Origin of the sequence: Yinghuangia seranimata (assembly GCF_029953285.1) — a bacterium.
GTDB classification, from domain to species: domain Bacteria; phylum Actinomycetota; class Actinomycetes; order Streptomycetales; family Streptomycetaceae; genus Yinghuangia; species Yinghuangia seranimata.
On the sequence record NZ_JASAOI010000077.1, the window covers coordinates 1 to 24,409 of the forward strand.

19 protein-coding genes, 1 pseudogene and 1 riboswitch are annotated in these 24,409 nt (G+C 73.0%); of the genes and pseudogenes, 1 reads left to right on the top strand and 19 read right to left on the bottom strand.

The window, feature by feature from the left end; genetic code table 11:
* The 6 genes from QI554_RS38695 to QI554_RS38720 form a co-directional block, all read right to left on the bottom strand.
* A partial coding sequence (locus QI554_RS38695) for a hypothetical protein (RefSeq protein WP_281477317.1) occupies positions 1-251 on the bottom strand: 251 nt, incomplete at its 3' end.
* 302 nt (positions 252-553) lie between these two features.
* Positions 554-2,011 (bottom strand): pyridoxal phosphate-dependent decarboxylase family protein, encoded by a 1,458-nt coding sequence (locus QI554_RS38700; protein WP_281477319.1) that lies wholly within the window; start codon positions 2,009-2,011, stop codon positions 554-556.
* The gene (locus QI554_RS38705) at positions 2,008-3,498 is read right to left on the bottom strand and encodes an MFS transporter (protein ID WP_281477321.1); all 1,491 of its coding nucleotides are present in this window, start codon (positions 3,496-3,498) and stop codon (positions 2,008-2,010) included. Before QI554_RS38705 ends, QI554_RS38700 begins: the two co-directional genes overlap by 4 nt.
* Positions 3,499-3,709: 211 nt before the next feature.
* Entirely contained in the window at positions 3,710-4,138 is a 429-nt protein-coding gene (gene nusB, locus QI554_RS38710) for a transcription antitermination factor NusB (protein WP_281477323.1), read from the bottom strand.
* Complete coding sequence (gene efp, locus QI554_RS38715) at positions 4,138-4,704, bottom strand: elongation factor P (protein ID WP_281477324.1); 567 nt, start codon at positions 4,702-4,704, stop codon at positions 4,138-4,140. The genes nusB and efp overlap by 1 nt, the downstream gene beginning before the upstream one ends.
* Positions 4,705-4,765: 61 nt before the next feature.
* A complete protein-coding gene (locus QI554_RS38720; RefSeq protein ID WP_281477325.1) occupies positions 4,766-5,881 on the bottom strand; it encodes an aminopeptidase P family protein in 1,116 nt (371 codons plus the stop codon).
* Between the two features lie 327 nt (positions 5,882-6,208).
* Here QI554_RS38720 and QI554_RS38725 point away from each other — a divergent pair, with 327 nt between their 5' ends.
* Positions 6,209-8,254 (top strand): trypsin-like serine peptidase, encoded by a 2,046-nt coding sequence (locus QI554_RS38725; RefSeq protein ID WP_281477328.1) that lies wholly within the window; start codon positions 6,209-6,211, stop codon positions 8,252-8,254.
* 89 nt (positions 8,255-8,343) lie between these two features.
* On the opposite strand, the gene QI554_RS38730 is transcribed toward QI554_RS38725, so the two are convergent.
* From QI554_RS38730 to QI554_RS38790, 13 genes and pseudogenes are all read right to left on the bottom strand, one after another.
* Positions 8,344-9,117, bottom strand: a complete 774-nt coding sequence (locus QI554_RS38730; protein WP_281477330.1) for a CbtA family protein — start codon at positions 9,115-9,117, stop codon at positions 8,344-8,346.
* A gap of 19 nt (positions 9,118-9,136) precedes the next feature.
* Entirely contained in the window at positions 9,137-9,361 is a 225-nt protein-coding gene (locus tag QI554_RS38735) for a CbtB domain-containing protein (protein WP_281477332.1), read from the bottom strand.
* 56 nt (positions 9,362-9,417) lie between these two features.
* Positions 9,418-9,542, bottom strand: a riboswitch (cobalamin riboswitch).
* 141 nt (positions 9,543-9,683) lie between these two features.
* Positions 9,684-10,127 carry a type II 3-dehydroquinate dehydratase gene (aroQ, locus tag QI554_RS38740; RefSeq protein ID WP_281477334.1) on the bottom strand — a complete coding sequence of 148 codons (444 nt, stop codon included), beginning with the start codon at positions 10,125-10,127 and terminating at the stop codon, positions 9,684-9,686.
* Positions 10,124-11,218, bottom strand: coding sequence for a 3-dehydroquinate synthase (gene aroB / locus QI554_RS38745; RefSeq protein ID WP_281477336.1), 1,095 nt, complete (start codon positions 11,216-11,218; stop codon positions 10,124-10,126). The genes aroQ and aroB overlap by 4 nt, the downstream gene beginning before the upstream one ends.
* A complete protein-coding gene (locus QI554_RS38750) occupies positions 11,215-11,790 on the bottom strand; it encodes a shikimate kinase (RefSeq protein ID WP_281477338.1) in 576 nt (191 codons plus the stop codon). Before QI554_RS38750 ends, aroB begins: the two co-directional genes overlap by 4 nt.
* A gap of 56 nt (positions 11,791-11,846) precedes the next feature.
* Positions 11,847-13,031, bottom strand: a complete 1,185-nt coding sequence (aroC, locus tag QI554_RS38755; RefSeq protein ID WP_281477340.1) for a chorismate synthase — start codon at positions 13,029-13,031, stop codon at positions 11,847-11,849.
* 699 nt (positions 13,032-13,730) lie between these two features.
* The gene (locus QI554_RS38760; protein ID WP_281477342.1) at positions 13,731-14,918 is read right to left on the bottom strand and encodes a S8 family serine peptidase; all 1,188 of its coding nucleotides are present in this window, start codon (positions 14,916-14,918) and stop codon (positions 13,731-13,733) included.
* A 686-nt stretch (positions 14,919-15,604) separates the two neighbouring features.
* On the bottom strand, positions 15,605-16,294 hold the full coding sequence (locus QI554_RS38765; RefSeq protein WP_281477344.1) for a prepilin peptidase: 690 nt from the start codon (positions 16,292-16,294) through the stop codon (positions 15,605-15,607).
* Positions 16,295-18,594: 2,300 nt separating this feature from the next.
* Positions 18,595-19,416, bottom strand: coding sequence for a shikimate dehydrogenase (locus QI554_RS38770; RefSeq protein ID WP_281477407.1), 822 nt, complete (start codon positions 19,414-19,416; stop codon positions 18,595-18,597).
* A gap of 8 nt (positions 19,417-19,424) precedes the next feature.
* Complete coding sequence (gene mltG, locus QI554_RS38775) at positions 19,425-20,570, bottom strand: endolytic transglycosylase MltG (protein ID WP_281477345.1); 1,146 nt, start codon at positions 20,568-20,570, stop codon at positions 19,425-19,427.
* A gap of 118 nt (positions 20,571-20,688) precedes the next feature.
* A pseudogene (gene ruvX / locus QI554_RS38780) lies at positions 20,689-21,135 on the bottom strand (Holliday junction resolvase RuvX); the annotation flags it as partial.
* A 77-nt stretch (positions 21,136-21,212) separates the two neighbouring features.
* A complete protein-coding gene (alaS, locus tag QI554_RS38785) occupies positions 21,213-23,882 on the bottom strand; it encodes an alanine--tRNA ligase (RefSeq protein WP_281477346.1) in 2,670 nt (889 codons plus the stop codon).
* Positions 23,882-24,409: a DUF6167 family protein gene (locus QI554_RS38790; RefSeq protein WP_281477347.1), complete on the bottom strand. Its 528-nt coding sequence runs from the start codon at positions 24,407-24,409 to the stop codon at positions 23,882-23,884. The genes alaS and QI554_RS38790 overlap by 1 nt, the downstream gene beginning before the upstream one ends.

The window sequence follows — 24,409 nt, forward strand, 5'->3', positions numbered from 1 at the left end:
AGCGCGCGGCCACCCCACACCACCGCGCGCGACAGCGCGCGGCCACCCCACACCGCCGCGCGCGACAGCGCGCGGCCACCCCACACCGCCGCGCGCGACAGCGCGCGGCCACCCCACACCACCGCGCGCGACAGCGCGCGGCCACCCCACACCGCCGCGCGCGACAGCGCGCGGCCACCCCACACCGCCGCGCGCGACAGCGCGCGGCCACCCCACACCGCCGCGCGCGACAGCGCGCGGCCACCCCACACCGCCGCGCGCGACAGCGCGCGGCCGGGACCAGGGAGCGCAGAGGGCGACACCGGCTCCCGGCTGCGGTCACTCGGTCGTGACCAACGCGTGGATGTTAGCCAGCAGCCCGCCTGCGTAGGCCCTTCGAAGAGGTGGGCGAGCCAGACGGCTCGTGTCAGGCCGTTGATCGAGCGGGCGGCTCGCGCAACCGCGCACCGACCGTCCCTGCGTCGTCGCCGACTCGGAACGCGATCCGCTGCGCGGTCGGCGCCTCGTCCGCCGAGCGCGCGGCCGCGGGCTTCGCAGGCGTGGCGGCGGCGGATCAGCCCCTCAGGTGGAACAGCCTGCCGATGACGTCGGGGAGGAGGCGTTCGGCGAGGGGCGGCGGCATGGTTTCCATCAGGGCGAGGACGGGGGCCATGCGGTCCGGGAGGGCGCCGTCGGGGGTGAGGCCGGCGAGGTCGAGGAGGCTGGCGACGTCGGTCGGGGTGAGGGTCGTCGGGTCGATGAGGGCGGCGGCTTCGGCCAGGGCGGGGTCCACGGTCGCGGGGCCGAGGCGGCGGGCCTCGTCGGCGGCGTCGGTGAGGGCGGCGAGGAGGTCGGAGGCCTTGCCGTCGGCCGCGGCGGTGACGGTCAGGTGGATCGTGCGCGGGAGACCGCCGAAGCCGGGCTGGGGCTGGACGTACCAGCCGTGCGCGCGCAGGCAGTCGGCGACGACGAAAACGTCGAGGTCCGGGTCCGTGCTCGCCACGGCCAGCAGGGATCCGGGTGGGTCGCCCAGGACGCTCAGGCCCGTTATTTTGGGCAGGCCTGAGCGGAGCTCCCGGGCCGTGCGCAGCGCGCGCCGCGCGAGGTCCAGGTACCCCTCGTCGCCGATCCCCCGCAGCACCGCCCATGCCGCGGCCAGCGGACCCGCCGACTTGGTCCCCTGAAGCGTCGCGTTCACCACCGGATAGCCCGGCCACGACGCACACGCGAAGTAGCCGTGGCGTCGCATTTCGTGATCGCGGAACAAGACTACGGACACACCCTTCGGCGTGTACGCGTATTTGTGAAGATCGACGGAAAGGGACGTGACGCCGGCGACGGCGAGGTCGAACGCCGGCAGCTCCGCGCCCACTTCCGGCAGCCGCCGCAGGTACGGAAGCAGCCAGCCCCCGATGCACGCGTCGACGTGGCACAGCACGCCGCGCTCGGCCGCGGCCGCCGCGACCTCGGCGACCGGGTCTACGACGCCGTGCGCGTACGACGGCGCGGAGACGACCACGAGCGCGGTCCGGTCGGTGATCGCCGCCGCCATCGCCCGGGGGTCGGGAGTGAAGGTCTCGCCGTCGACCGGTACCGCGACGACCTCCAGGCCGAACAGGTGCGCCGCCTTGTGGAACGCCGCGTGCGCCGTCACCGGAAGCACCAGCTGCGGCGCCGTCACCCCGCGGGTGGCGCGGGCGTGTTCGCGCGCGGTGAGGACCGCCATGAGGCAGCTCTCGGTGCCACCGGAGGTGACCGTGCCGACGGTGTCCGGACCGCCGCCGAGCAGCCGCGCCGCGGTGCCGACGACCTCGTTCTCCAGCGCGACCACGCTCGGGAAGGCCGTCATGTCCAGGCCGTTGACGCCGGCCATCGCGGCGTAGGCGTCCTCGGCGAGCCGGACGGTCTCGGGGCCGAGGCCGGGGTCGTACACGTACGCGAGCGTGCGGCCGCCGTACACCGGCAGGTCCGCGGCGCGCAGTGCGGCGAGTTCGGCGAGGACGGCCGCGGGCTGACGGGCGCTGTCGGTCACCGGGACTCCTTCTCGAGGTTCTCCAGGTCGAAAGGGGACGGCATGTCGGCCTCCTCCGGGTCCGGCTCCGCGGCGTTCCCGGCGGGTGCGGCCTTGTGCCGGTCCAGGAGGGCGGCGAGCTTGGCCTCGGTGAGGTCGTAGCGCAGGATGAACGGCATGCTGACGACGAGCAGTACGGCCGGCAGCAGCGTGAAGCCGAGCAGAACGCCGGTCAGCGCCGAGTCGGGCTGCGGGACGCGGTGGTCGGCGTCCGACGCGACGAAACCCGTGACCTGGAGGACGGCCGCGAACACGCCCGCGCCGAGCGCGAGTCCGAGCATCTCGGCGGCGGTCCACACGCCGGTGAAGACACCCGCGCGGCGTTCGCCGGTGATCATGGCGTCGACCGCCACGGCGTCGCCGATCATCGACATCGGCAGCATCTGCATGCCGGCGTAGCCGATGCCCGCGATGCCGGTGAACACATAGACGGCACCCGCCGGGACGTGTTCGGCGGAGGTCATCAGCAGCGCGGCGACAAGGAAGCAGCACGAGGCGGCGAAGGCCGCGTTGCGCTTGCCGTACCGCAGCGCGGCGCGCGACCAGCCGGGCATGGCCACGATCGACGGCAGGACGAGCGCCGCGAACAGCCATGTGGTGGCGGACGAGTCGTCGAGCACATAGGTGGCGAAGTACTGCACTCCCGCGAGCATCGCCCCGGCGCCGATCGCCTGGACGACGTACATGCCCAGCAGGTTCATGAAGGAACGATTTGTCCTTGCGATGGCGAGCTGCTTGAGGATCGACTTCTCCCCCGCCGTCGCCCGCACGACCGTGGTGGCGCGCGCCGTGGTGAAGAAAGCGGCGAGCATGCCGGCCATCAGCATCGCGCCGAGCACCAGGCCCATGACGCGGTAGCCGTTCATCGTCCCGGGGTCGTCGTTGCCGGAGTGTCCCGCGATGATCGGCGCGAGGCCGCCCGACAGCATGATCGCGACGCTCAGGAACGCGACCCGCCACGACATCATGCGCGTGCGCTCGTGGTGGTCCGTGGTGATCTCGGACGGCATCGCTATGTACGGCACCTGGAAGGCGGCGAACGCGGTGGCCGCCAGCAGGTACATCACGCCGACGTAGAGCGCCGCCCACTCGCCGTCCAGCGGCGGTCCCGCGAACATCGCGGCGAACAGGAACGGGAGGGTCAGCGCGCCGCCGAGCATCCACGGCCGGCGCGGGCCCCAGCGGTGCTCGGTGCGGTCGGACAGCGTGCCGGCGTACGGGTTGGCGACGGCGTCCCACGCCTTCGGCAGGAACACGACGACGCCGGCGAGCAGCGGGGCGACGCCGAGCACGTCGGTCAGGTAGTACAGCAGCAACAGGCCTGGTACGGCGCCGAATATGCCGGTGCCGAACGAGCCGAGCCCGTAGCCGATGCGCACTATTCCGGGAAGCGGCGAGGTGTCGGGGCCCGTCGGGTCGACGGATTCTGGGCCCACGGCGGAAACCATGGTCATGAACGTAGGCCCTGCCGGGGCCTGCCACCAGCATTCCCAGGTGGACCAGACCAATTTGCCCGGGCCCTGTTCATCACACGAACACCGCACTGTGCCCGGTTCGTTGATGTTTCGTCAGGTTCGACCGGGATCGCGGGGTGCCCGGAAAACCACGACGCCCGCGAAGCGGAGGCTTCGCGGGCGTCACGGTGACGACGGAGTGCGCCTAGCGCAGCAGGGTCGGCTTCAGGTCCTTCAGACGGGCCAGCAGACCGTTCACGAACTGCGGCGAGTCGTCGGTCGAGAACTCCTTGGCGAGCTCGACCGCCTCGTCGATGGCGACGGCGTCCGGGACGTCGTCCTCCCACAGCAGCTCGTACACGCCGAGCCGCAGCACGTTGCGGTCGACGGTCGGCATGCGGTCCATCGTCCAGCCCACCGCGTAGGTCGCGATCAGGTCGTCGATGCGCGTGCGGTGCGCCTGGACGCCCTCGACCAGCTGCATGGTGTACTCCGCGACCGGCGGCATGTCCGGGTCGGTGCGCGAGCGCCCCACCCAGTCCGCGAGCACGGTCACCGGATCGCCGTTGCGCTGGTCGGCCTCGAAGAGGATCTGCAGCGCGCGGCGACGGGTCTTGGTGCGGGCACCAGCCACTAGTTGTTCACGCGGCCCAGGTAGTCACCGGAACGGGTGTCGACCTTGACCTTCTCACCGGTGGTGATGAACAGCGGGACGCCGATCTCGTAGCCGGTCTCCAGCTTCGCCGGCTTGGTGCCGCCGGTGGAGCGGTCGCCCTGGACGCCCGGCTCGGTGTACTCGATGAGGAGCTCGACCGAGGCCGGCAGCTCGACGTACAGCGGCGCGCCCTCGTAGATCGCCACGGTCGCCTCGAAGCCCTCGAGGAGGAAGTTCGCGGCGTCGCCGACGGTCTCCGGGCTGATGTGCAGCTGCTCGTAGGTCTCCGTGTCCATGAACACGAAGTCCGCGCCGTCCTTGTAGGAGAACTGCATGCCGCGGCGGTCGACGCTGGCCGTCTCGATCTTGATGCCCGCGTTGAACGTCTTGTCGACAGTCTTGCCGGACATCACGCTCTTGAGCTTGGTGCGGACGAAGGCGGGGCCCTTGCCCGGCTTGACGTGCTGGAACTCCACGACGGACCAGAGCTGTCCACCGTCGAGCTTGAGCACCATGCCGTTCTTCAGGTCGTTGGTCGTGGCCACGGGTGCGGGATCTCCTGCGTTGCTTCGGACCGGCCGCCTGCCCCTGCGTGCGCTCGGCGCGCTACAGGACGAGCAGCTCCTTGGTCGTGATGGTGAGTAGCTCGGGCCCGCCTTCCTCAAGGGGACGGACCACGAGGGTGTCTTCGATGCGGACCCCGCCGCGCCCCGGGAGGTAGATCCCCGGCTCGACGGTGACCGGCATGCAAGCGTCCAGCTTACCGTCCGAGCCGGGACCGATGCGCGGGTCCTCGTGGATCTCCAGTCCCACGCCGTGTCCGAGCCCGTGCGGAAAGTACTCGCCGTAGCCGGCGGCGTCGATCACCGCCTTGGCGGCGTGGTGGACGGTGGCGGTCTCGGTGCCGGGCGCGAGGGCCTCGCGGCCCGCCTTCTGCGCCGCGAAGACCACGTCGTACACCTCGACCTGCCACTCCGCCGGCTCGTTGCCGATGACGAAGGTGCGGGTCATGTCGGCGTGGTAACCGCGGTAGCAGGCACCGAAGTCGATCTTGAGGAAGTCGCCGTCCTCGACCCTGCGGTCCCCCGGGCTGTGGTGCGGGATCGCCGAGTGCGGGCCGGACGCCACGATGGTCGGGAACGCCGGACGGTCCGCGCCGTGGTCGGCCATCCGCCGCTCCAGCTCCAGCGCGATGTGCCGCTCGGTGCGGCCGACCAGGATCGACTCGATCATCTCGGCGATCGCCTGGTCGCCGATCTCACACGCGATGCGCAGCGTCGCCAGCTCGTCGGCGTCCTTGACGCGGCGCAGCTCCTCGACGGCACGGCCCAGGTCGACGCGGTCGACGCCGTCGGCGGCCTCGCCGAGGGCGCGGTACAGCTCGACGGTGACGGCGTGCTCCTCGACGGCGAGGCGGCGGGCCTTGTCCGTCGCGGCCCGCCGGGCCAGGGCGGGGGCGCAGGCGCGCTCGTCGAGCAGCTCGATGTCGGGCGCCTGATCGGCGGCCTGGGCGAGGTAGCGGCCGTCGGTGGACAGCACCGCGGAGGCGCGGCCCTCGGCCCCGTCGGCGACGCCCGCGTACACCAGCAGCGCGGCGTTCGACCCGGTGAAGCCGGTCAGGTAGCGCACGTTGACGAGGTTGGTGATCAGCGCCGCGTCGGCGCCGGTCGCGGCCACACGGGCACGCAGGCGGTCACGGCGGGCGGCGTGGGCCTCGGGCATGCGCTCAGCGTAACCCCGCGGGGGCCGACCGGCCTGGTACGCGGCGCCGGTCGGCGCGGCTGGGTGAGCGGGCCCGCCGCGGCGCGGGGAACGGGTTGGCTTTCGCACAGTCGTGTGGCCGGAACCGCGTGCGGGGCCGGTGTGTCGGCGGGGCTTCGCGCGACGCCGGATTCGAGTGCTTGTTCGATTTATGCGGGCCGTGATGCCCGGATTCGTCCACCGTTCGAGGGACTTTCCCGGAGGTCGGCCCATTCCGGGTCCCCGGGCGGTTCGCCGGTCCTACGCTTTTCGCAGGGGTCGAAATCCACGCATCGGGGGGTGGTTCGGATGCACATCGGCGACCGTTTCAACGGCGTTGCCGATCCGGCGCTGAGCGAGCGGCTGGTCCGCCAGACGGAGGCCGCGGGGGCGCGCCATCGGGCGGCCGAGGCGCAGCGGGAGGAGATCGCGCGCAGGCGCGCGGCGGGCATGCGTTTCCCGGACGAGCCGGAGCGGCTCGCACGGCGCGCACGGCGGCTGGTCGAGGCGGGGGCGGTGCCGGGCGAGGCGCTGCTGGCGATCCCGCCGGACGCGGAGCGGCTGCGGACCGACGAGCGGATCATCGGCGATTCCAACGACCTGCAGTCCTCGGCGTTCCTGCCGCGCGGGGTGCGGGCCGCGGCGACGGTGGGCCGCATCTGGTCGACGGCGGGCGGGGTCACGCAGCCGATGGCGACGGGGTTCCTGGTCAGCCCACGGCTGCTGCTGACCAATCACCACGTGTTCCCGGACGCGGCGGCGCCCGACGACGCGTTCGTCGAGTTCGGCGCGGACGTGGGGATGGACGGCATGCCGGCGCCGACCGTGCGCTTCACGTTCGCTCCGGCGGTGTTCTTCGCCGCCGACGAGAACCTCGACTACGCGCTGGTCGCGGTCGCGCCCGGGCTCGACGGCCGGCGCGCCGGCGACACGTTCGGGTGGAACCGGCTCGACGGGTCGGAGGGCAAGCTCGTCATCGGCGACTCGGTGAACATCGTCGGCCACCCCTCGGGGCGGCTGAAGGAGATCTGCATCCGGGGCAACGAACTCTTAGTCCGGCTGGACGAGTTCATCCACTACACGACCGACACCGAGCCGGGGAACTCGGGCTCGCCCGTGTTCAACGACCAGTGGGAGGTCGTGGCCCTGCACCACCGCGGCGTGCCCAAGACGGACGACAAGGGCCAGACCCTGAACGTCGACGGCGGGGTGTGGACCGCGGACCAGGGCGACGGCGCGGTGGCGTGGATCGCCAACGAGGGCGCGCGGATCAGCGTGGTGATGCGGCACCTGGCGGCGACGGTGGCGCCGGCGTCCCGGGAGGCGCTGACCGAGCTGGGCGCGGCGGCGATGCCGGCGGCCGAGTCGCTGCCGGGCGCCGCGGCGGCGGTGACCGTGCCGGGGCCGCGCACAGCCGAGTCGGTGCCGGTGCTGACCGGTGTGACCGGGCGGTCGGAGGCGTTCGGCACGACGCGGCAGCTGGTGTTCCTGCACGGCCGCAGTCAGGAGGGGCACGCGCCCGAGGACCTGCGGCGGTCGTGGGTCAACGGGCTCAACGCGGGCTTCGCGCGGCTGGGGTTCCCGCCGATCGACGCCGCGGACGTGTTCTTCCCGTACTACGGGGACCGGCTCGCGGGCGCGCTGCGGCCGCAGGAGGCGCTGCCGACGAGCTTCGACGCGGTGGCGCGGGACCCGGAGGCGGCGGCCGCGCCGGTCTCGGCGTCCGCCCGGTCGCTGTACCAGCGGCTGCTGCGCCAGGCCGCCGCCGAGGCAGGTATGCCCGAGGGCGACGACGTCGCGGCCGATGAGGGCTTCGGGCTCGGCAACGTGGTCAAGCTGACCCGCAAGCCGCTGGACTGGCTGGCCCGGCACTCCGGTATGGACCGGCTCGTGATCGCGGCGGCGTTCCGGGACGTGGCGCTGTACCTGGACGACGGGCGGGTGCGCGACCAGGTGCTGGGGTGCGTGCGTGAGACGGTGCCGTCGTCGGGCGGCATCGTGCTGGTGGCGCACAGCCTCGGCACGGTCGTCGCGATGGACCTGCTGGCGGGCGGCGTCGGCCCGGACGTCACGGCGCTGGTCACGGTCGGCGCGCCGCTCGGGATGGACACCGTCTACGACCGGCTGCTGACCCACGGGCCGCACTGCCCGGCGCGGGTGGCGATGTGGTTCAACGGCTGGGCCCCGGCGGACGGCGTCGCGATCGGGTGCCCGCTGCGCGGCACGTGGTCGGGTCTGACGGGCGAGTCGTCGGTGGACAACCCGCGCGACCGCGCGCACGACATCGACGAGTACCTGTCGAACCCGGCGGTGGCCGGTGTCATCGGGACGCAGCTGGGGCTGGTCAGGCGCTGAGCGGCGGGCCCGGAAACACGCGCGGGTGGCGCCCGTTCGCGGAGAACGGGCACCACCCGAAGCGCCTGAGGCCGGAGGTCTCCCGGCGGTCAGGCCGCCAGTGCGACGTCGCGCGGGCGTTCGACGACCTTGGCCGCCACCACGCCGAACAACAGGCCGAACGTTGACCAGATGACCGCCTGGACCCCGAGGGAGGCGATGCGGAACCGCCACAGGACGGTCGCGTCGAAGCCTTCGGGGACGGTCTCCGGCGAGGGCAGCGCCAGAGCGATGAGTGCCATCACCACGATGTAGCCGCCGACCGACGCCAGGATGGCGTTGGCCGTCCCGAGGCGCGGCACCAGCCGCCGCGCCACGACCGCCGCGGCGACCGCCGCGACGATGCTGACCGCGATGAGCCCGAAGTACTGCACGGTCCGCTCGGTGATGGTGTCGGGATCGCCGACCGCCGGGGGCTGTGCGGGGTACTTCAGGAAGGGGACGAGCACGACGGCGACGAAGCCGACGAGCCCCAGCACGCCCGCCGTCGCGCGGGCGCCCAGCGGGCCGAGGCGCCCGTACGCGAGCGCGAACACGAGGGCGAACAGCCCTCCGATCGCGATCCCGTACACGCCGACACCGGTGAGGAGGCCCACCGTGCTCTGCACGCCGCGGCTGACGGGTTCGGACTCGTCGCCGTGGTCGTGCCCGCCCATGTCCATGCCCGGCATGGCCGCCGGGTTGTGGTCGTGGGCGGAGTGGGCCTCTTCGAAGGTGATGGCGTGGCGGACCTCGGGCTCACCGAACACCCAGGCGAACGCCCAGGCCAGTAGACCGGCCACGACACCGACGAGCATGCCGCGGACCAGGAGGTTGCGCATCATGGCGTTGGTCCCCGCCCGCTCAGTGGCAGGGGAACGCGAGCAGGTGGCGTCCGTCGTGCACGAACTCGTGCACGCCGTTGCCGGAGAAGATCGCGAAAGCGCCCTGCTCAGCGCCCACGAAGTAGATCAGGAACAGCGCCAGGAACCCCATGAAGGCGGCCCAGGGCAGCACTTCGCGCACCGGAATGGCGACCGGAACCGGTGCAGAGGTGGGGGTGGGAACAGCAGCCGTAGCCACGGTCATTCCTCCTTCGGGGCACGCGCCCGCTCGGTGGTGTACGACGTGGAGGGTCTGACTGACGGCTGCCGCGATGCCCCAAGGGTGCCTTGGCGCGACGGAACCGATCACAGTGGCGCGTCCGCGCCGGATTCCCACCGGCTTCCCCACAGCATCGCAATGTCGTTCGAAACGTAGGGGTTCCGGTACGGCCGCGTCAATCCGTGCACACATGTCGGACACGTCACGTGTAAAGCGTCCGACGCACCAAGAGGAGCGCCTCGGGCGGGAGTTCACCCCGCCCGAGGGCCGATTGCCTTGCCCGTCAGCCCGTCAGCCCGTCAGCCCGTCAGCCGTTGAGCTGGTCGGCGAGGGCGCGGAGGGCGAGGACGTAGGAGTTGATGCCGAAGCCGGCGATGGTGCCGCTGGCGACCGCGGCGACGACGCTCGTGTGGCGGAACTGCTCGCGGGCGTACGGGTTGGAGATGTGCACCTCGATGAGGGGCGCGGTGCGCTGGGCGATCGCGTCGCGCAGGCCGTACGAATAGTGCGTGAAGGCACCGGGGTTGATGACCACCGGCGTCTTCTCGTCGGCGGCCTGGTGGATCCAGCGGATCAGCTCGCCCTCGTCGTTGGTCTCACGGACCTCGACGGCGAAGCCGAGCTCGGCGCCGGCCTTCTCGCACTCGGCGACCAGGCCCGCGTACGAGGTGGCGCCGTACACGTCCGGCTCACGGCTGCCCAGGCGGCCCAGGTTGGGGCCGTTGAGGACGAGGACCTTCGTCGCGGTCACGCGCGGGCCACCTCTCCGAACGCGGCCGCCAGCATCGCCGGGTCGGGGGCCTCGAGGATGGCCGGCTTGCCGAGGCCGTCGAGGACCACGAACCGCAGCCGATCGGCGCGGGACTTCTTGTCGATGCGCATCGTGTCGAGGAGCTTCGGCCACGCGTCGCCGCGGTAGGTCAGCGGCAGACCGAGGGACTCGAGGATGGTCCGGTGCCGGTCGGCGGTGGCGTCGTCCAAACGGCCCGCGAGGCGGCCGAGTTCGGCGGCGTAGACCATGCCGACGCTGACCGCGGCGCCGTGCCGCCACTTGTAGCGCTCGGCCTTCTCGATGGCGTGCCCGAGGGTGTGGCCGTAGTTGAGGAACTCGCGGCTGCCGGACTCCTTGAGGTCGGCGGTGACGACCTCGGCCTTGACCCGGATGGCGCGCTCGATCAGCTCGGCGGTGTGCGGCCCGGAGGGGGTGCGCGCGCCGGCCGGGTCGGCCTCGATCAGGTCGAGGATGACCGGGTCGGCGATGAAGCCGGCCTTGACCACCTCGGCGAGGCCGCTGATGTAGTCGTTGGCCGGGAGCGTCTCCAGCGTCGCGAGGTCGGCGAGCACGCCGGCCGGCGGGTGGAAAGCGCCCACGAGGTTCTTGCCCTCGGCGGTGTTGATGCCGGTCTTGCCGCCGACCGCCGCGTCGACCATGCCGAGCAGCGTGGTCGGGATCGCGATCCAGCGCACGCCGCGCAGCCAGCTCGCCGCGACGAAGCCCGCGAGGTCGGTGGTGGCTCCGCCGCCGATGCCGACGATCGCGTCCGAGCGGGTGAAGCCGGTCTGCCCGAGCACCGACCAGCAGTAGGCCGCGACCTGGACGTCCTTGGCCTCTTCGGCGTTCGGCACCTGGATCGCGATGGCCTCGTAGCCCTGCTCGGCGAGGTCCTCGCGCACCGCCTCGCCCGCGACGGTCAGCGCCTCGGGGTGGATGACCGCGACACGCCGCACCTTGGGGCCGAGCATGCCCGGCAGTTCGCCGAGCAGGCCGGTGCCGACCAGCACGTCGTACGGTTCGGCGTCGCCGCCCACGGTGATGCGGACGGGCTCGGTGGTTGCGCTCATCGCTCCTGGTCCTCGGGTTCGTCGTGGGCGGACGCGGGCCCGGCCGTGGCGGCCGCGGCGAGGACCGCCGCGAGCTCGTCGGCGACCTGCTCCGGGGTCCGTCCGGCGGTGGCCACGACGACCGTGGCGACCTCTTCGTACAGCGGTCGGCGCTGCGCCATCAGCTCGCGCCAGCGGGCGCGCGGGTTGCCGACCAGCAGCGGGCGGGGGGCGTCGAGGCCGACGCGGCGCACCGCGTCGGCGAGTTCAACGTCCAGGAAGGCCACCTTGTGGGCGGCCAGCAGGGCGCGCGTGGCGGGGTCCATGACGGCTCCGCCGCCGAGCGCGAGGACGCCGTCGTGCCCGACGAGCGCGTCCGCGACGGCCTGGTGCTCCAGCGCGCGGAAGTGCGGCTCGCCGTCGTCGACGAAGATGTCCGGGATCGGCTTGCCCGCGGTCTTCTCGATGTCGGCGTCGGTGTCGCGGAAGGCGACCGCGAACCGCTCGGCGAGCAGCAGCCCGACGGTGGTCTTGCCCGCCCCCGGAGGGCCGACGAGGACCACCAGTGGACCGGTGCCGGTGCCTGCGTTCATCGGGAACTCCCCTGCTGTGTCCCTCGGGTCCCCGGGCTCCCGGGGTGTGACGGCGCCTACTTGACCGCGAGCGAGTCCAGGTAGGCGGTGAGGTTGCGGCGCGTCTCGGGCACCGAGTCGCCGCCGAACTTCTCCACCACGGCGTCGGCCAGGACGAGCGCGACCATCGCCTCCGCGACGATGCCCGCGGCGGGGACCGCGGCCACGTCGGAACGCTGGTGGTGCGCCTGCGCGGGCTCGCCGGTACGCACGTCGAACGTCGCCAGCGCGCGCGGGACGGTCGCGATGGGCTTCATCGCGGCGCGCACCCGCAGCACCTCGCCGGTCGACATGCCGCCCTCGGTGCCGCCGGAGCGGCCGGTCGTGCGGCGCACGCCCTGCTCCGTCAGCACGATCTCGTCGTGCGCCTGCGAGCCGCGCACGCGCGCCAGCTCGAAGCCGTCGCCGAGCTCGACGCCCTTGATCGCCTGGATGCCCATGAGCGCGGCGGCCAGCCGCGCGTCCAGCCGGCGGTCCCAGTGGACGTGGGTGCCGAGGCCCGGCGGCAGGCCGTACGCGAGGACCTCGACGACGCCGCCGAGCGTGTCGCCGGCCTCGTGCGCGGCGTCGACCTCGGCGACCATCGCGGCACTCGCCTCGGGGTCGAGGCAGCGCACCGGGTCGGCGTCGAGGCGCGGGGTGTCCTCGGGGACCGGGACGACGCCGCTGGGCGCCTTCGCGGCACCGAACTCGACGACGTGGCTCACGATCCGGATGCCGGCCGCGGCCTCCAGGAAGGCGCTCGCCACCGCGCCGAGCGCGACCCGCGCGGCGGTCTCGCGGGCACTCGCCCGCTCCAGGATCGGGCGGGCCTCGTCGAAGCCGTACTTCTGCATGCCGGCGAGGTCGGCGTGCCCGGGGCGGGGCCGGGTCAGCGGCGCGTTGCGGGCCAGCTCGGCGAGCACGTCGGGGTCGACCGGATCGGCCGACATGACGGTCTCCCACTTGGGCCACTCGGTGTTGCCGACCATGATCGCGACCGGGCTGCCGAGCGTGCTGCCGTGCCGGACGCCGCCGAGGAAGGTCACCTCGTCCCGTTCGAACTTCATGCGCGCGCCGCGCCCGTGCCCGAGCCGGCGCCGCGCGAGCGCGTCGGCCACCGCGTCCGTGGTGACGGGGACTCCGGCCGGGAGCCCCTCAAGGGTCGCGACGAGGGCGGGCCCGTGCGATTCGCCCGCGGTCAGCCAGCGCAAGTTACCCAAGGGTGTTCCTCCAGTGCGGCCCGGCGAGCGCCGGGGACCCCGCTTCGGCGGCGGGGATGACCTTTCCCGATCCTTTCATGCCCGCACGCGCACGCCGCGCAGGCGTCCGAGTACTGGACCCCGACGCGGCTGCCGAGCCCAGGCCCCGCGAAACCACCGCCGCGAGCCGACGAGGGACCCGCGCAGGGCAACGCGGCAGGCGAACCGCCCGGCCGGACAACTGAGCGCACGCGGGGCAGCGGGGCAGCGGGGCTGGGAGGCCGCGAGGCCGCGAGGCCGCGAGGCCGCGAGGCCGCGAGGCCAGCCTGTCATGTGTGCCAGGCGGGCCGCGGGGCAGCCGGGCAGGCGTGCGAGCACTGGACCCCGACCTATGAGCCGCCGAGACCCGGCCTCGGGAGACCGCCTCCGCAAGCCGACGACGGGCACGCGCGGGGTGACGCGGCAGGCGGAGCCAGCCATCGGACCGGGCGCGGGTGGGCGCACGCGGGAAGGCGTGGCAGCACGGCGGCGGACGGCAGGCGACGGGCGGCGGACGGCGGACTGCAGGCGACGGACTGCAGGCGACGGACGGCAGGCGACGGGCGGCGGGCGAGCTTGTGGCCTGCGTGCCAGACGAGCCGCACGGAGACAGGCCGCACCGAGGCAGGCCGCGGCGGGCCGGGGGGGTGTCCCCCGGTTCGCCGCGGCCTGTGGGGGCGGCTACTCGACGTTCAGGCTCACCAGCGCGGTGGTGACGACCGTGCCGGACGTGTCGCGTCCTGTCAGGAGCACGGCGTAGTCACCGGTCGGGGCGCCGTCGGCGTGGCCGGTGACGGCGATGCCGGTCGCGCCTCCGGCGGGGATGGTCACCGGTGCGGCGGAGACGGTCGCGAGTCCGGCGGGGGCGGGGGCGCCCTGCAGGGTGACGGCGGTCGCGGTGAAGGTCAGCGTCACCGGCTGGGTCCCGCCGTTGGCGACCATGGTGGTGCTCGCAGCGGTCTGCCCCGGGCTGTGCGGTGCCGGGAGCGTGAGCAGCGGGGAGATGCAGGGCAGGACGGCCTGCTGCGTCGCCGCGCCGACGTCGACCAGTCCGAGGCCCTGGTCAAACACGGTCGCTCCGACGAGCGGTGTCGCGCTCGCGGTCAGCGCGGCCTTCACGTACAGGCCGGGCCACGTCGGGTGCTGCTGCAGGATCAGGGCCGCGGCACCGGCCACCTGCGGCGTCGCCATCGACGTGCCGGTGAGCCGCTGGTAGTACGTGCCGACCGGGTACTGGGGCGTCACGTTCGCCGCCAGCGCCCCGACGATGCCGACGCCCGGGGCGACGATCTCGGGCTTGACCAGGTGGTCGAACACCGGACCGCGGCTCGAGCCCTGCCACACGCCGGACATCCCCTGCGTCGCGCCGACGGTCAGCGCGGCCGCCGCTCCGCCGGGCGAGCCGACGGTCCCCGGTCCGCTGTTGCCTGCACCGACGACGAACAGTGCGCCCCACAGCGAGTAGGTGTTCACCATGTCGATGATCGGCTGACTCGCGGGGGACATCGGGAAGCGCAGGCTCATGGTGACGATTTGCGCATGGGCTGGCTCGATCGCCCACCGGCTGCCGTCGATGGTGTCCGACTCCCGGCACCACACGCCGACGCACACCTTGCCCACGACGACGTCGGCGTCCGGCGCGACGCCCTTGTACTGGCCGCCGGACGCGGCCCCGGAACCGGCCAGCGTCGACAGGACGTGCGTGCCGTGGCCTTCCTCGTCCACGGTGGCGCTCGTCGGCAGCGGGACGAAGTTCTTCGCGTCCACGACGACGCCCTGCAGGTCGGGGTGCGTGGCGTCGTACCCGGTGTCGAGCACCGCGACGCGGACGCCGGCCCCCGTGTAGCCGGACTGCCAGGCCGGCGCCATGTTGATCTGGCCGTTGCTGACGTCGTCGACGACGGTGGGTCCGCACGCTGCCCCACGGCGTCGCGGCCTCGGCCGACAGCCCGGGGCGGCGCTTCGACAGCTTCGGGATGTCCGGCGTGTGGGCGTCGTCGTACTCCCCCGCGATGAGGCTCGTCACGTCGAAGAACAGCGGGTCGATCCTGCCGGATCGCAGCACCGGCAGGGCGTCGGCGGGGACCACCGCGATGCCGGCGTCCGTGGTGACGACGGTGACGGGTATCCGTTCGCGCCCCTTCGCGGGCTTCACCGTCACGGTCGAACGGCCTTGCACGGTACGGACGGTCACCTTGTCGCCGGTGATGAGCGTGACGGTGCCCTCGCGCTGGGCGCCGCGAACCGCCGCCGGACCGGCGTCGGGGATGCCCAGCGCGGTGATCTGCGCGGCGGTGGGCGCGGCGGGCAGCCCGTCGCCCCCGGGTCCGCGGCGGCGGGCGGCGTGGTCGCAAGGAGTCCGGCGAGTGCGGCGCCGAGACCGGGTATTCGCGTGTGCGTCCTTCCGGGGTCTACCGCTCGGGGCGCACGCGAAAAGGCACCGCCGGGCAGGGAGGCGTGTCACAGGCGGTGCGGGAGTGGCGCGTTGACGCGCCAGCAACCTGACACACAATCAGAAGAATGACAGTGCGCACTGGTTGGTTTCCGTGGTCGGCTCACCACCCCGCATAGGCGGACATCAGCTGGTCGCCGTACAGGACGCCGCCGAGGGCGCCCAGCAGCATCCAGGGCCCGAACGGCAGAGCGGTGTCCAGACGCGCGCGGCGCGTGAGCAGCAGGACGGCGGCGGCGAGGCCCGCGCCGGCGAAGGACAGGAACGCGCCCGCGAACAGGTTGTCCCACCCCAGCCACGACAGGTGCAGGCCGAGCACGGCGGCCAGCTTCACGTCGCCCAGGCCGAGGGCACCGCACCGGAACACCGCGAGCGCGAGGTGGTACCCGGCCAGCAGCAGCGCGCCGGCGAGGGCCCGGGCATAGGCCGTGGGATCGCCGACGGCGAGCGACTCCATGCCGAGCAGCGCGAGACCGGCCAGGAGCATCGCGCCGGTGACCGCGTCGGGCAGCCGCAACGTACGGAGGTCGACGAGCGCGAGGACCACACCGCACGCCGCGAGGACCAGGAAGGCCAGCAGGTCGAGGCCGGGGCCGAGGCGCCAGGCCAACGACGCGAACACGGCCGCGGTCAGGCCCGCGAGGCTCAGCGTTCCCGGCGGACGGGTACGCACGAGCGCGGCGGGTGGGGCGGGGACGGGCGCGGCCGCGACCAACCGCTCGACGGGCAGCCGCAGGACCAGTCCCGCGGCGAACCCGAGGGCTGCGCAGACGAGAGGAGATCCAATGAACACACGGCAGAGACTACGGTGGATTACCGAACAGACACGCTGAGCGATCCACAGGCGCGCCGTTAAGTCCGATGATCCGACCGGGCGTTCGACGGTACGGCCGGCTAGCAGGTCGGCGAACCGTCCCCGGGCGTGGGGCCCGTGGGCGGCGGCACCACAAAGCCGAGGGCTGGCGCAGCGGGGTTATCCACCGCCGGCACGGCGAAGCCCAGTCCAGGCGAGGCGAGTTGCCCACCGGGCGGCTGAACCGGCGGAGGCGGAACGGGCCGCGCGACGGGCGGAGGCGGTACGGGCCGCCCCACGGGCCGAGGCGGCACAGGCGGAGCGGCAGCCACGGCGTACCCCGCCCGCGATTGCCCGACCGGCGCCGAAACCTGCCGACGAAGGCTTGCGCGGATCGCAGCCACGAGAAGCGCGATCAGCAGCAGCACGACGATGAAGAGCAGGAACTCCTCCCACGACCAGGACCCCCCGCCCCCCGACGAGTTCCCGACATGCCCGCCGCCACCGATGCCCCGCCCACCGGTCGTCCCGTGCCCGCCACCCGACCCGTGCCCGCCACCACTGCCGTGCCCGCCACCCGACCCGTGGCCCCCACCGCTACTCGACACCAGCGTCACCCCGTCCCCCCAACCGGTCAGCCGTTCACCGACGACCCTACCGGCGCGACTCCCCAACCACGCCCGGGAGTTCCCTCGCGGACGAGGAATCCGCCCGACAGCAAACGCAACGCCCAACGCACGCCCCACCGCCACCGCGCGGAGGTGGTCCAACGCACGACCGAGGTCGGGGGCGCGGGAGGAGTTGGGTGAGTGACGAACCGCCGCGCAGGCGAGAAGGCCGACGGGCCAGGGCCGACAACGACGCGGCGCCGGCGCCGGCGCGTGACCGTCGTCAGGGCGCGGGAGGAGATGGGTGGGTGGGGTGGGGGCGCCTGAGGGCGTGACCGAGGCCGAGTCCCGATGCCCCGCCGCACACGTCCGCACGGTCGCGAACCTGCCGGACTCCCCGAGCACGCCGAGGAGTTGCCGTGCGCGCGGGCTTCCCGAACGAGCAAACGCACGATCAACGCACGCCCCACCGCGATCGCGCGGAGGTCCAACGCACGGCCGAGGTCGGGGGCACGGGAGGAGGTGGGTGGGCGACGAACCGCCGCGCAGGCGAGAAGGCCGACGAGCCAGGGCCGACAAGGACGCGGCGCCGGACGCTGGCGTGCGACCCACGTCAGGGTGTGGCAGGAGTTGGGTGGTGATGGGGGCTCCTGGCGGCGAGACCGAGGCCGAGTCCCGGTGCCCCGCCGCACGGTCGCGAACCTGCCGGACTCCCTGAGCACGCCGAGGAGTTGCCGTGCGCGTGGGCTTCCCGAACGAGCAAACGCACGATCAACGCACGGCCCACCGCGATCGCGCGGAGGTCCGACGCACGACCGAGGTCAGGGGCGCGGGAGGAGGTGGGTGGGCGACGAACCGCCGCGCAGGCGAGAGGGCCGACGAGCCAGGGCCGACAAGGACGCGGCACCGGCGCCGGCGCGTGACCGCCGTCAGGGCGCGGGAGGAGGTGGGTGGGTGGGTGGGTGGGGTGGGAGCGCCTGAGGGCGTGACCGAGGCCGAGTCCCGGTGCCCCGCCGCACGCGTCCGCACGGTCGCGAACCTGCCGGACTCCCCGAGCACGCCGAGGAGTTGCCGTGCGCGCGGGCTTCCCGGACGAACAAACGCACGATCAACGCACGGCCCACCGCGATCGCGCGCGGAGGTCCGACGCATGGCCGAGGCCGAGTCCCGTTGCCGCGCCGCGCGTCCGCATGGCCGCGAGCCGTCTACGCGCGAGTGCCCTGTGGCCAGCCCGATCCCCGACTGGGCAAGAGGCCAGGGTCGTGTGCGGGGGCTGCCGGGGAGGCGGGGTTGGACGGGTCGGAAACGCGGGCAGAGCGCGAGGGCGAGGGTGCGCGGCGCCGTGTCCGTCGTGACACGTCGGCGCGCCGCGCGTCAGCTCAGCGGGCTCGGGGATCCGGCTTTCGGGCGAGCCCTCAGCCCGTCGTCATCTCCGCAGCGCTGGGCGTGGGCGAAGCGGACCGCAGAGTGCGAGGGCGCGCGTGACCGGAGTCGTGTGCGTCGTGCCGCGCGTGTGAGCGCGGTCGCGCCCGGCAAGCGGGCCGGCTCAGCCTGCCGTCGCATCGCTGCCCTGGGCCCGGGAACCGCGTTGGCCCCGCTCGGCCGTTGGGGCGGAGCGGGGCCGACGAATGCTGCTCGAGCGTTCCGGAGGGGCGATCCCGCGTCGGCATCGCACCTCGCGTCGGGGGCGGGTCAGCGGTTGGCCAGGGCTGCTTCGCCGGCGGATCGCATGGCGGCCAGGGGGCCTGGGTGGCCGGTCATGAGTTCTACCTGGAGGACGGCTTGGTGGACGAGGAGGTCCAGGCCGCCGACTACTGTGGCGCCGGTTTTGGTCCAGGTGGCGGCCAGGGGGGTGGGCCAGGGGTCGTAGACGACGTCGAAGAGGACGCCGGGGGTGGCCGGGACCCGGTCGGCCAGGTGGTCGTTGGCGCCCTTCGGGGTCGTGGCGATGACGAGGGGGTAGTCGAGGGCCTTGTGGGCGTCTTCCCACGGCCGGACCTGGATCTCGACGCCGAGGCGTTCGCCGGCCTCGAACATCTCGTGGGCGCGCAGCGCGCCGCGGACGTAGGCGCGGACCGGGCCGTCGCACACGCCGCGCAGGGCCGCCATCGCCGAGGTGGCGGTGGCGCCCGCGCCGAGGATGGCCGCGGACTCGACGCGCGTGACGCCGCGTTCGCGCAGCGCGGCGGCCAGGCCCGGCACGTCCGTGTTGTCGCCGAGGCGCCGCCCCTCGGGGTCGAGGACGACGGTGTTGACCGCCTCGACCTCCGTGGCGGTGACCGACACCTCGTCGAGCAGCGGGAGGATCGCCCGCTTGAGGGGCATGGTCAGGGACAGTCCGGCCCACGACGCGTCGAGGCCCGCCACGAAGCCGGGCAAGCCGGCCTCGTCGACCTCGAACGCGTCGTACCGCCAGCCGTCGAGCCCGAGCGCCTCGTACGCGGCCCGGTGCAGCACCGGGGACAACGAGTGGGCGATCGGCGAGCCGAGTACCGCCGCGCGGTGGTTTTCCATGGGTGCCGTCACTTGCCCGGGTTGTCCTTGTGCCACTTCTGGAGTTCGTTGCTGTACTGCTGGAACTGGGTGTAGCTGTCGGTGAACTTCGTCTCGCCCGTCTCCGGGTTGGTCGTCACGAAGTAGACGAAGTTCCCCTGCGGCGGCGCGAGCGCGGCGTTGATGGCCGGCACTCCCGGGTTGCCGATGGGAGTCGGCGGCAGCCCCTTCTTGATGCGCGTGTTGTAGGGGCTGTCGACCTTGAGGTCGTCGGTGGTCAGCTGCAGCGAGCTCTTGTTCAGCGCGTAGTTGACGGTCGAGTCGAGGCCGAGCGTCATGTCCTTGCCGAGCCGGTTGTAGATGACCTGGGAGACCTTGCCGAAGTCCTCGGTGCGGCGCACCTCCGCCTGGACCATGCTCGCGATGGTCAGGATCTGGTACGGCGTCTTGCCCGCGGCCTGCGCCTTCTGCTCCAGCTGCATCGCGGTGTACTTGTTCTTCGCCGTGGTGACCATGTCGCGCAGCACGTCGACCGGCTTCATGCCGGGCGCGGCCGCGTACTGGCCCGGGAACAGGAAGCCCTCGATGTTGTTGTTGGCCCACGCGGGCAGGCCGAGCGACGGGTCCTTGGAGGCGGCCTCGACCTCGGCGGGCGGGACGCCCAGCTTCTTGGCGATGACCTCGTAGACCTTGGTGGCGCGCAGGCCCTCGCCCGGGTTGATGTTCTGCCGGTTGTTGCGGTCGACCATGAACTCGAACGCCGACTTCGCCGACTGGTGCTTCTTCATCACGTAGGCGCTGGCCTCGATGTTCCGCTGCTGCTTGTCGCCGGTGTACGCCTTGGTGAAGGCGTCCACGCTCTTGACGACACCGACGCGCTTGAGCTCGTTGCCGATGTTCGACGCGACCCAGCCCGGCTTCACGACGACGACGATCGTGTCGCTCGCGTTGCCGGCGCCGCTGTAGTCCGGCGGCGGGCCGAAACGGTCCTTCACGAAGCCGTAGGCGTACCAGCCGCCGGCGCCGAGGAGACCGATGACGATCGCGAAGGCGATGAAGACCGCACAGCCACTGCGGCCCTTGCTCTCCTTCTTGCGCCCGCGCGAGGAGCCGTTCTTGCCTTTGCGCCGACTGGTGCGCGGCTCCGAGTCCGGGAACAGTCCGAGGTCACTCATCTGGGGTGGTCTCCGCCTGGGTCGGGGCTGGGGCCGCGGGTGGAAGGGCTGTCTGTGGAGTCGTGCCGTCGGCGGTTTCGGTTCCCGCCCCGGTTCCCGAGTCCTTCGGGGCCGGAGCCTTCACCGCCTGCCCGGGCGGCCGCCCGGAGGCCCGCTCGGTCTCGAGCGCGTTCTGCAGGATGACGACGGCCGCCGCCTGGTCGACGACGGTACGCGCCTTCTTGCCGCGGACGCCGGAGGCCCGCAGGTCGCGGGTCGCCGTCACGGTCGTGAGCCGCTCGTCGACGAGCCGCACGCCGACCGGCGCCACGAGCCCGGCGAGCCGGGTCGCGAACGCGCGCGCCTTTCCGGCCGCGGGGCCCTCCTTGCCGGAGAGCGACCGCGGCAGGCCGACGATCACCTCGACGGCGTCGCGCTCGGCGACGATGTCGGTGATGCGCCGGGCGTCACCGCGGCCCGCCTTCACGGTCTCGACCGGCGACGCGACCAGACCGTCCGGGTCGCACGCGGCGACCCCGATCCGGACGTCGCCGACGTCGACCGCCACACGTACGCCGCGCCTCATCGATGCCTCCCCACAGGCACCTCGGTTCGGGGGTGCCACACCGCACTGTGGCATTCCCGGACCCGCGTTCCCAAGCCTCAGGCCGTCCGCTCGGCGACGGTGCGGGTGACGGCGGCGAGCGCGTCCTCGACGGCGGCCGCGTTGGCGCCACCGCCCTGGGCCACGTCGTCCTTGCCGCCACCGCCGCCGCCGAGGGTCTGCGCTGCCACGCGGACCAGCTCGCCGGCCTTGACGCCGCGCTCGCGCGCCGCCTCGTTGGTGGCCACCACCACCATGGGCTTGTTGTTGACGACCGACACGACCGCGACGACGGCGGGGCGGGCGTTGAGCCGCTGCCGCACGTCGAGCGCGAGCTTGCGCAGGTCGTCGGTGGAGGTGCCGTCGGCGACGCGGTGCGCGACGAGCGCGGTCCCGTTGACGTCGGCGGCCTGTTCGGCGAGCGCGCCGGACGCCTGCAGCACCTGCGCGGCGCGCATCCGGTCGATCTCCTTCTCGGCCTCGCGCAGCTTGGCGACGATGCCGGAGACGCGCTCGGGCAGCTCCTCCGGGCGGCCCTTCACCACGTCGGTGAGCTGGTTGACGATGGTGTGCTCGCGCGCCAGGAAGCGGTACGCGTCCACGCCGACCAGCGCCTCGACGCGGCGCACGCCGGCGCCGATGGACGACTCGCCGAGCAGCTTGACCAGGCCGAGCTGCGCGGTGTTGTGCACGTGGGTGCCGCCGCACAGCTCCTTGGAGTAGTCGCCGATCGTGACGACGCGCACCCGGTCGCCGTACTTCTCGCCGAACATGGCGGTCGCGCCCTGCTTGCGGGCCTCGTCCATGCTCATGACCTCGGCGACGACGTCGAGGTCGCGGGCCAGCACCTCGTTGATCTTCTGCTCGACGTCCGTGAGGACGCCGCCGGGCACCGCGGACGGCGCGCCGAAGTCGAAGCGGAAGCGGCCCGGCGCGTTCTCCGAGCCGGCCTGCGCCGCCGTCGGGCCGAGCGCGTCGCGCAGCGCCTGGTGGGTGAGGTGGGTGGCGCTGTGCGCGCGGGCGATCGCCCGGCGCCGGTCCAGATCGATCGAGGCGTACGCGGACGCGCCGACGACGACCTCGCCGACCTGCACGGTGCCGCGGTGCACGGTGACGCCCGGGACCGGCTGCTGCACGTCGCGGACCTCGACGACCGCGCCGCTGTCGACGCGGATCCGGCCGGTGTCGGCGAGCTGGCCGCCGCCCTCGGCGTAGAACGGCGTGCGGTCGAGCACGACCTCGACCTCGTCGCCTTCGTTGGCGGCCGGGGCCGGGACGCCGTCGACGAGCAGGCCCACGATCGTGGCCTCGCCGTCGTTGAGCGTGTAGCCGGTGAACTCGGTGGCGCCGGTGGTGTCGGCGACCTCGCGGTACGCGGACAGGTCGGCGTGGCCGTGCTTCTTGGCGCGGGCGTCTTCCTTGGCGCGCTGCTTCTGCTCGGCCATCAGGCGGCGGAAGCCGTCCTCGTCGACGGCCAGGCCCTGCTCGGCGGCCATCTCGAGGGTGAGGTCGATCGGGAAGCCGTGCGTGTCGTGCAGCGCGAACGCGGCGCTGCCCGGGAGGACGTCGCTGCCGGACGCCTTGGTCTTGCCGATCTCGGCGTCGAGGATCGACGTGCCGGTGACGATCTTGTCGAGGAAGCGGGCCTCCTCGGCGGTCGCCACGGAGTCGATCCGCTTGGCGTCCTCGACCAGCTCGGGGTACTGCGGGCCCATCGCGTCGATGGTGACCTCGACCAGCTCGCGGATGGTCGGGCCCTGCGCGCCGAGGAGGCGCATGTTGCGGATCGCGCGGCGCATCATGCGGCGCAGCACGTAGCCGCGGCCCTCGTTGCCGGGCACGACGCCGTCGCCGATGAGCATGACGGCGGTGCGGATGTGGTCGGCGATGACGCGCAGCGACACGTCGGACCTGAGGTCGCCGCCGTAGGTGTGGCCGGTGAGCTCGGCGGCGCGGTCGAGGATCATCCGCGACGTGTCGATCTCGTACAGGTTGTCGACGCCCTGCAGGATCGTGGCGAGGCGCTCCAGGCCGAGGCCGGTGTCGACGCTCTTGGCGGGCAGGTCGCCGAGGATCTCGAAGTCGTCCTTGCCGATGCCCGCGCCGCGGACGAACTGCATGAAGACCAGGTTCCAGATCTCCAGGTAGCGCTCGCCGTTGACGGCCGGGCCGCCCTCCTCGCCGTACGCGGGGCCGCGGTCGTAGTTGATCTCCGAGCACGGGCCGCACGGGCCGGGGACGCCCATCGACCAGAAGTTGTCCTTCTTGCCGAGCCGCTGGATGCGCTCGGCGGGCACGCCGACCTTCTCGCGCCAGATCGTCTCGGCCTCGTCGTCGTCGAGGTAGACGGTGATCCACAGCTTCTCGGGCTCGAGCCCGTAGCCGCCGTCGGCGATCGGCGTGGTCAGCAGCTCCCAGGCGAGCGTGATCGCCCGCTCCTTGAAGTAGTCGCCGAAGGAGAAGTTGCCGCACATCTGGAAGAACGACCCGTGGCGGGTCGTCTTGCCGACCTCGTCGATGTCGAGCGTGCGGACGCACTTCTGGACGCTGGTCGCGCGCGGGTACGGCGGCTTGACCTCGCCGAGGAAGTACGGCTTGAACGGAACCATGCCGGCGTTGACCAGCAGCAGCGTCGGGTCGTCGGCGACCAGGGACGCCGAGGGCACGACGGTGTGCCCGCGCTCCTCGAAGAAGCGCAGCCAGCGGCTCCGGATCTCTGCGGAATCCATCAGCGTCGTCGGTCCTTCCGGTCATACCTCGCGCCGCGGTCGCGGCGGTCGTGCGGCTGCGGTGCGGGCGCTGGCTCGGGGATGCCGAGGCGGAAGCCCTGCTGGTTCTCGTGCCTGTCGTAAGTGTCGCGCGTGTCGCGGCGGTCGTACGGCTCGTCGCCCGCGCGGCCTTCGTAGTACGCGTCGTAGCGGTCGTACGGGTCGTACGCGTCCCGGCCGCCGCGCGCGGGGTACGGAGCGCGCGCCGCGGGCAGCGCGCGGTGGTCGCGCCCGGTCAGCATCGGCGGGGGCGGCAGCGGCGGCGCGGCCGCGGCGGTGACGTCGGCGCCGATCGCGCGGTACAGCTCGGCCTCGCGCTCGGCCATGCCGGCGCGCACCTCGTCCGCGAAGTAGCGGATGGCGTCCCCTATGCCGGTGACGTTGTCCGCGACGCCCTCGGGCGTGTACTTCTGCGCCTTGTCCTTGACCTTGCGCGCGGCCCACATGCCGGCGCCGGCGCCGACCGCCATCCAGAACAGCCGGGCCAT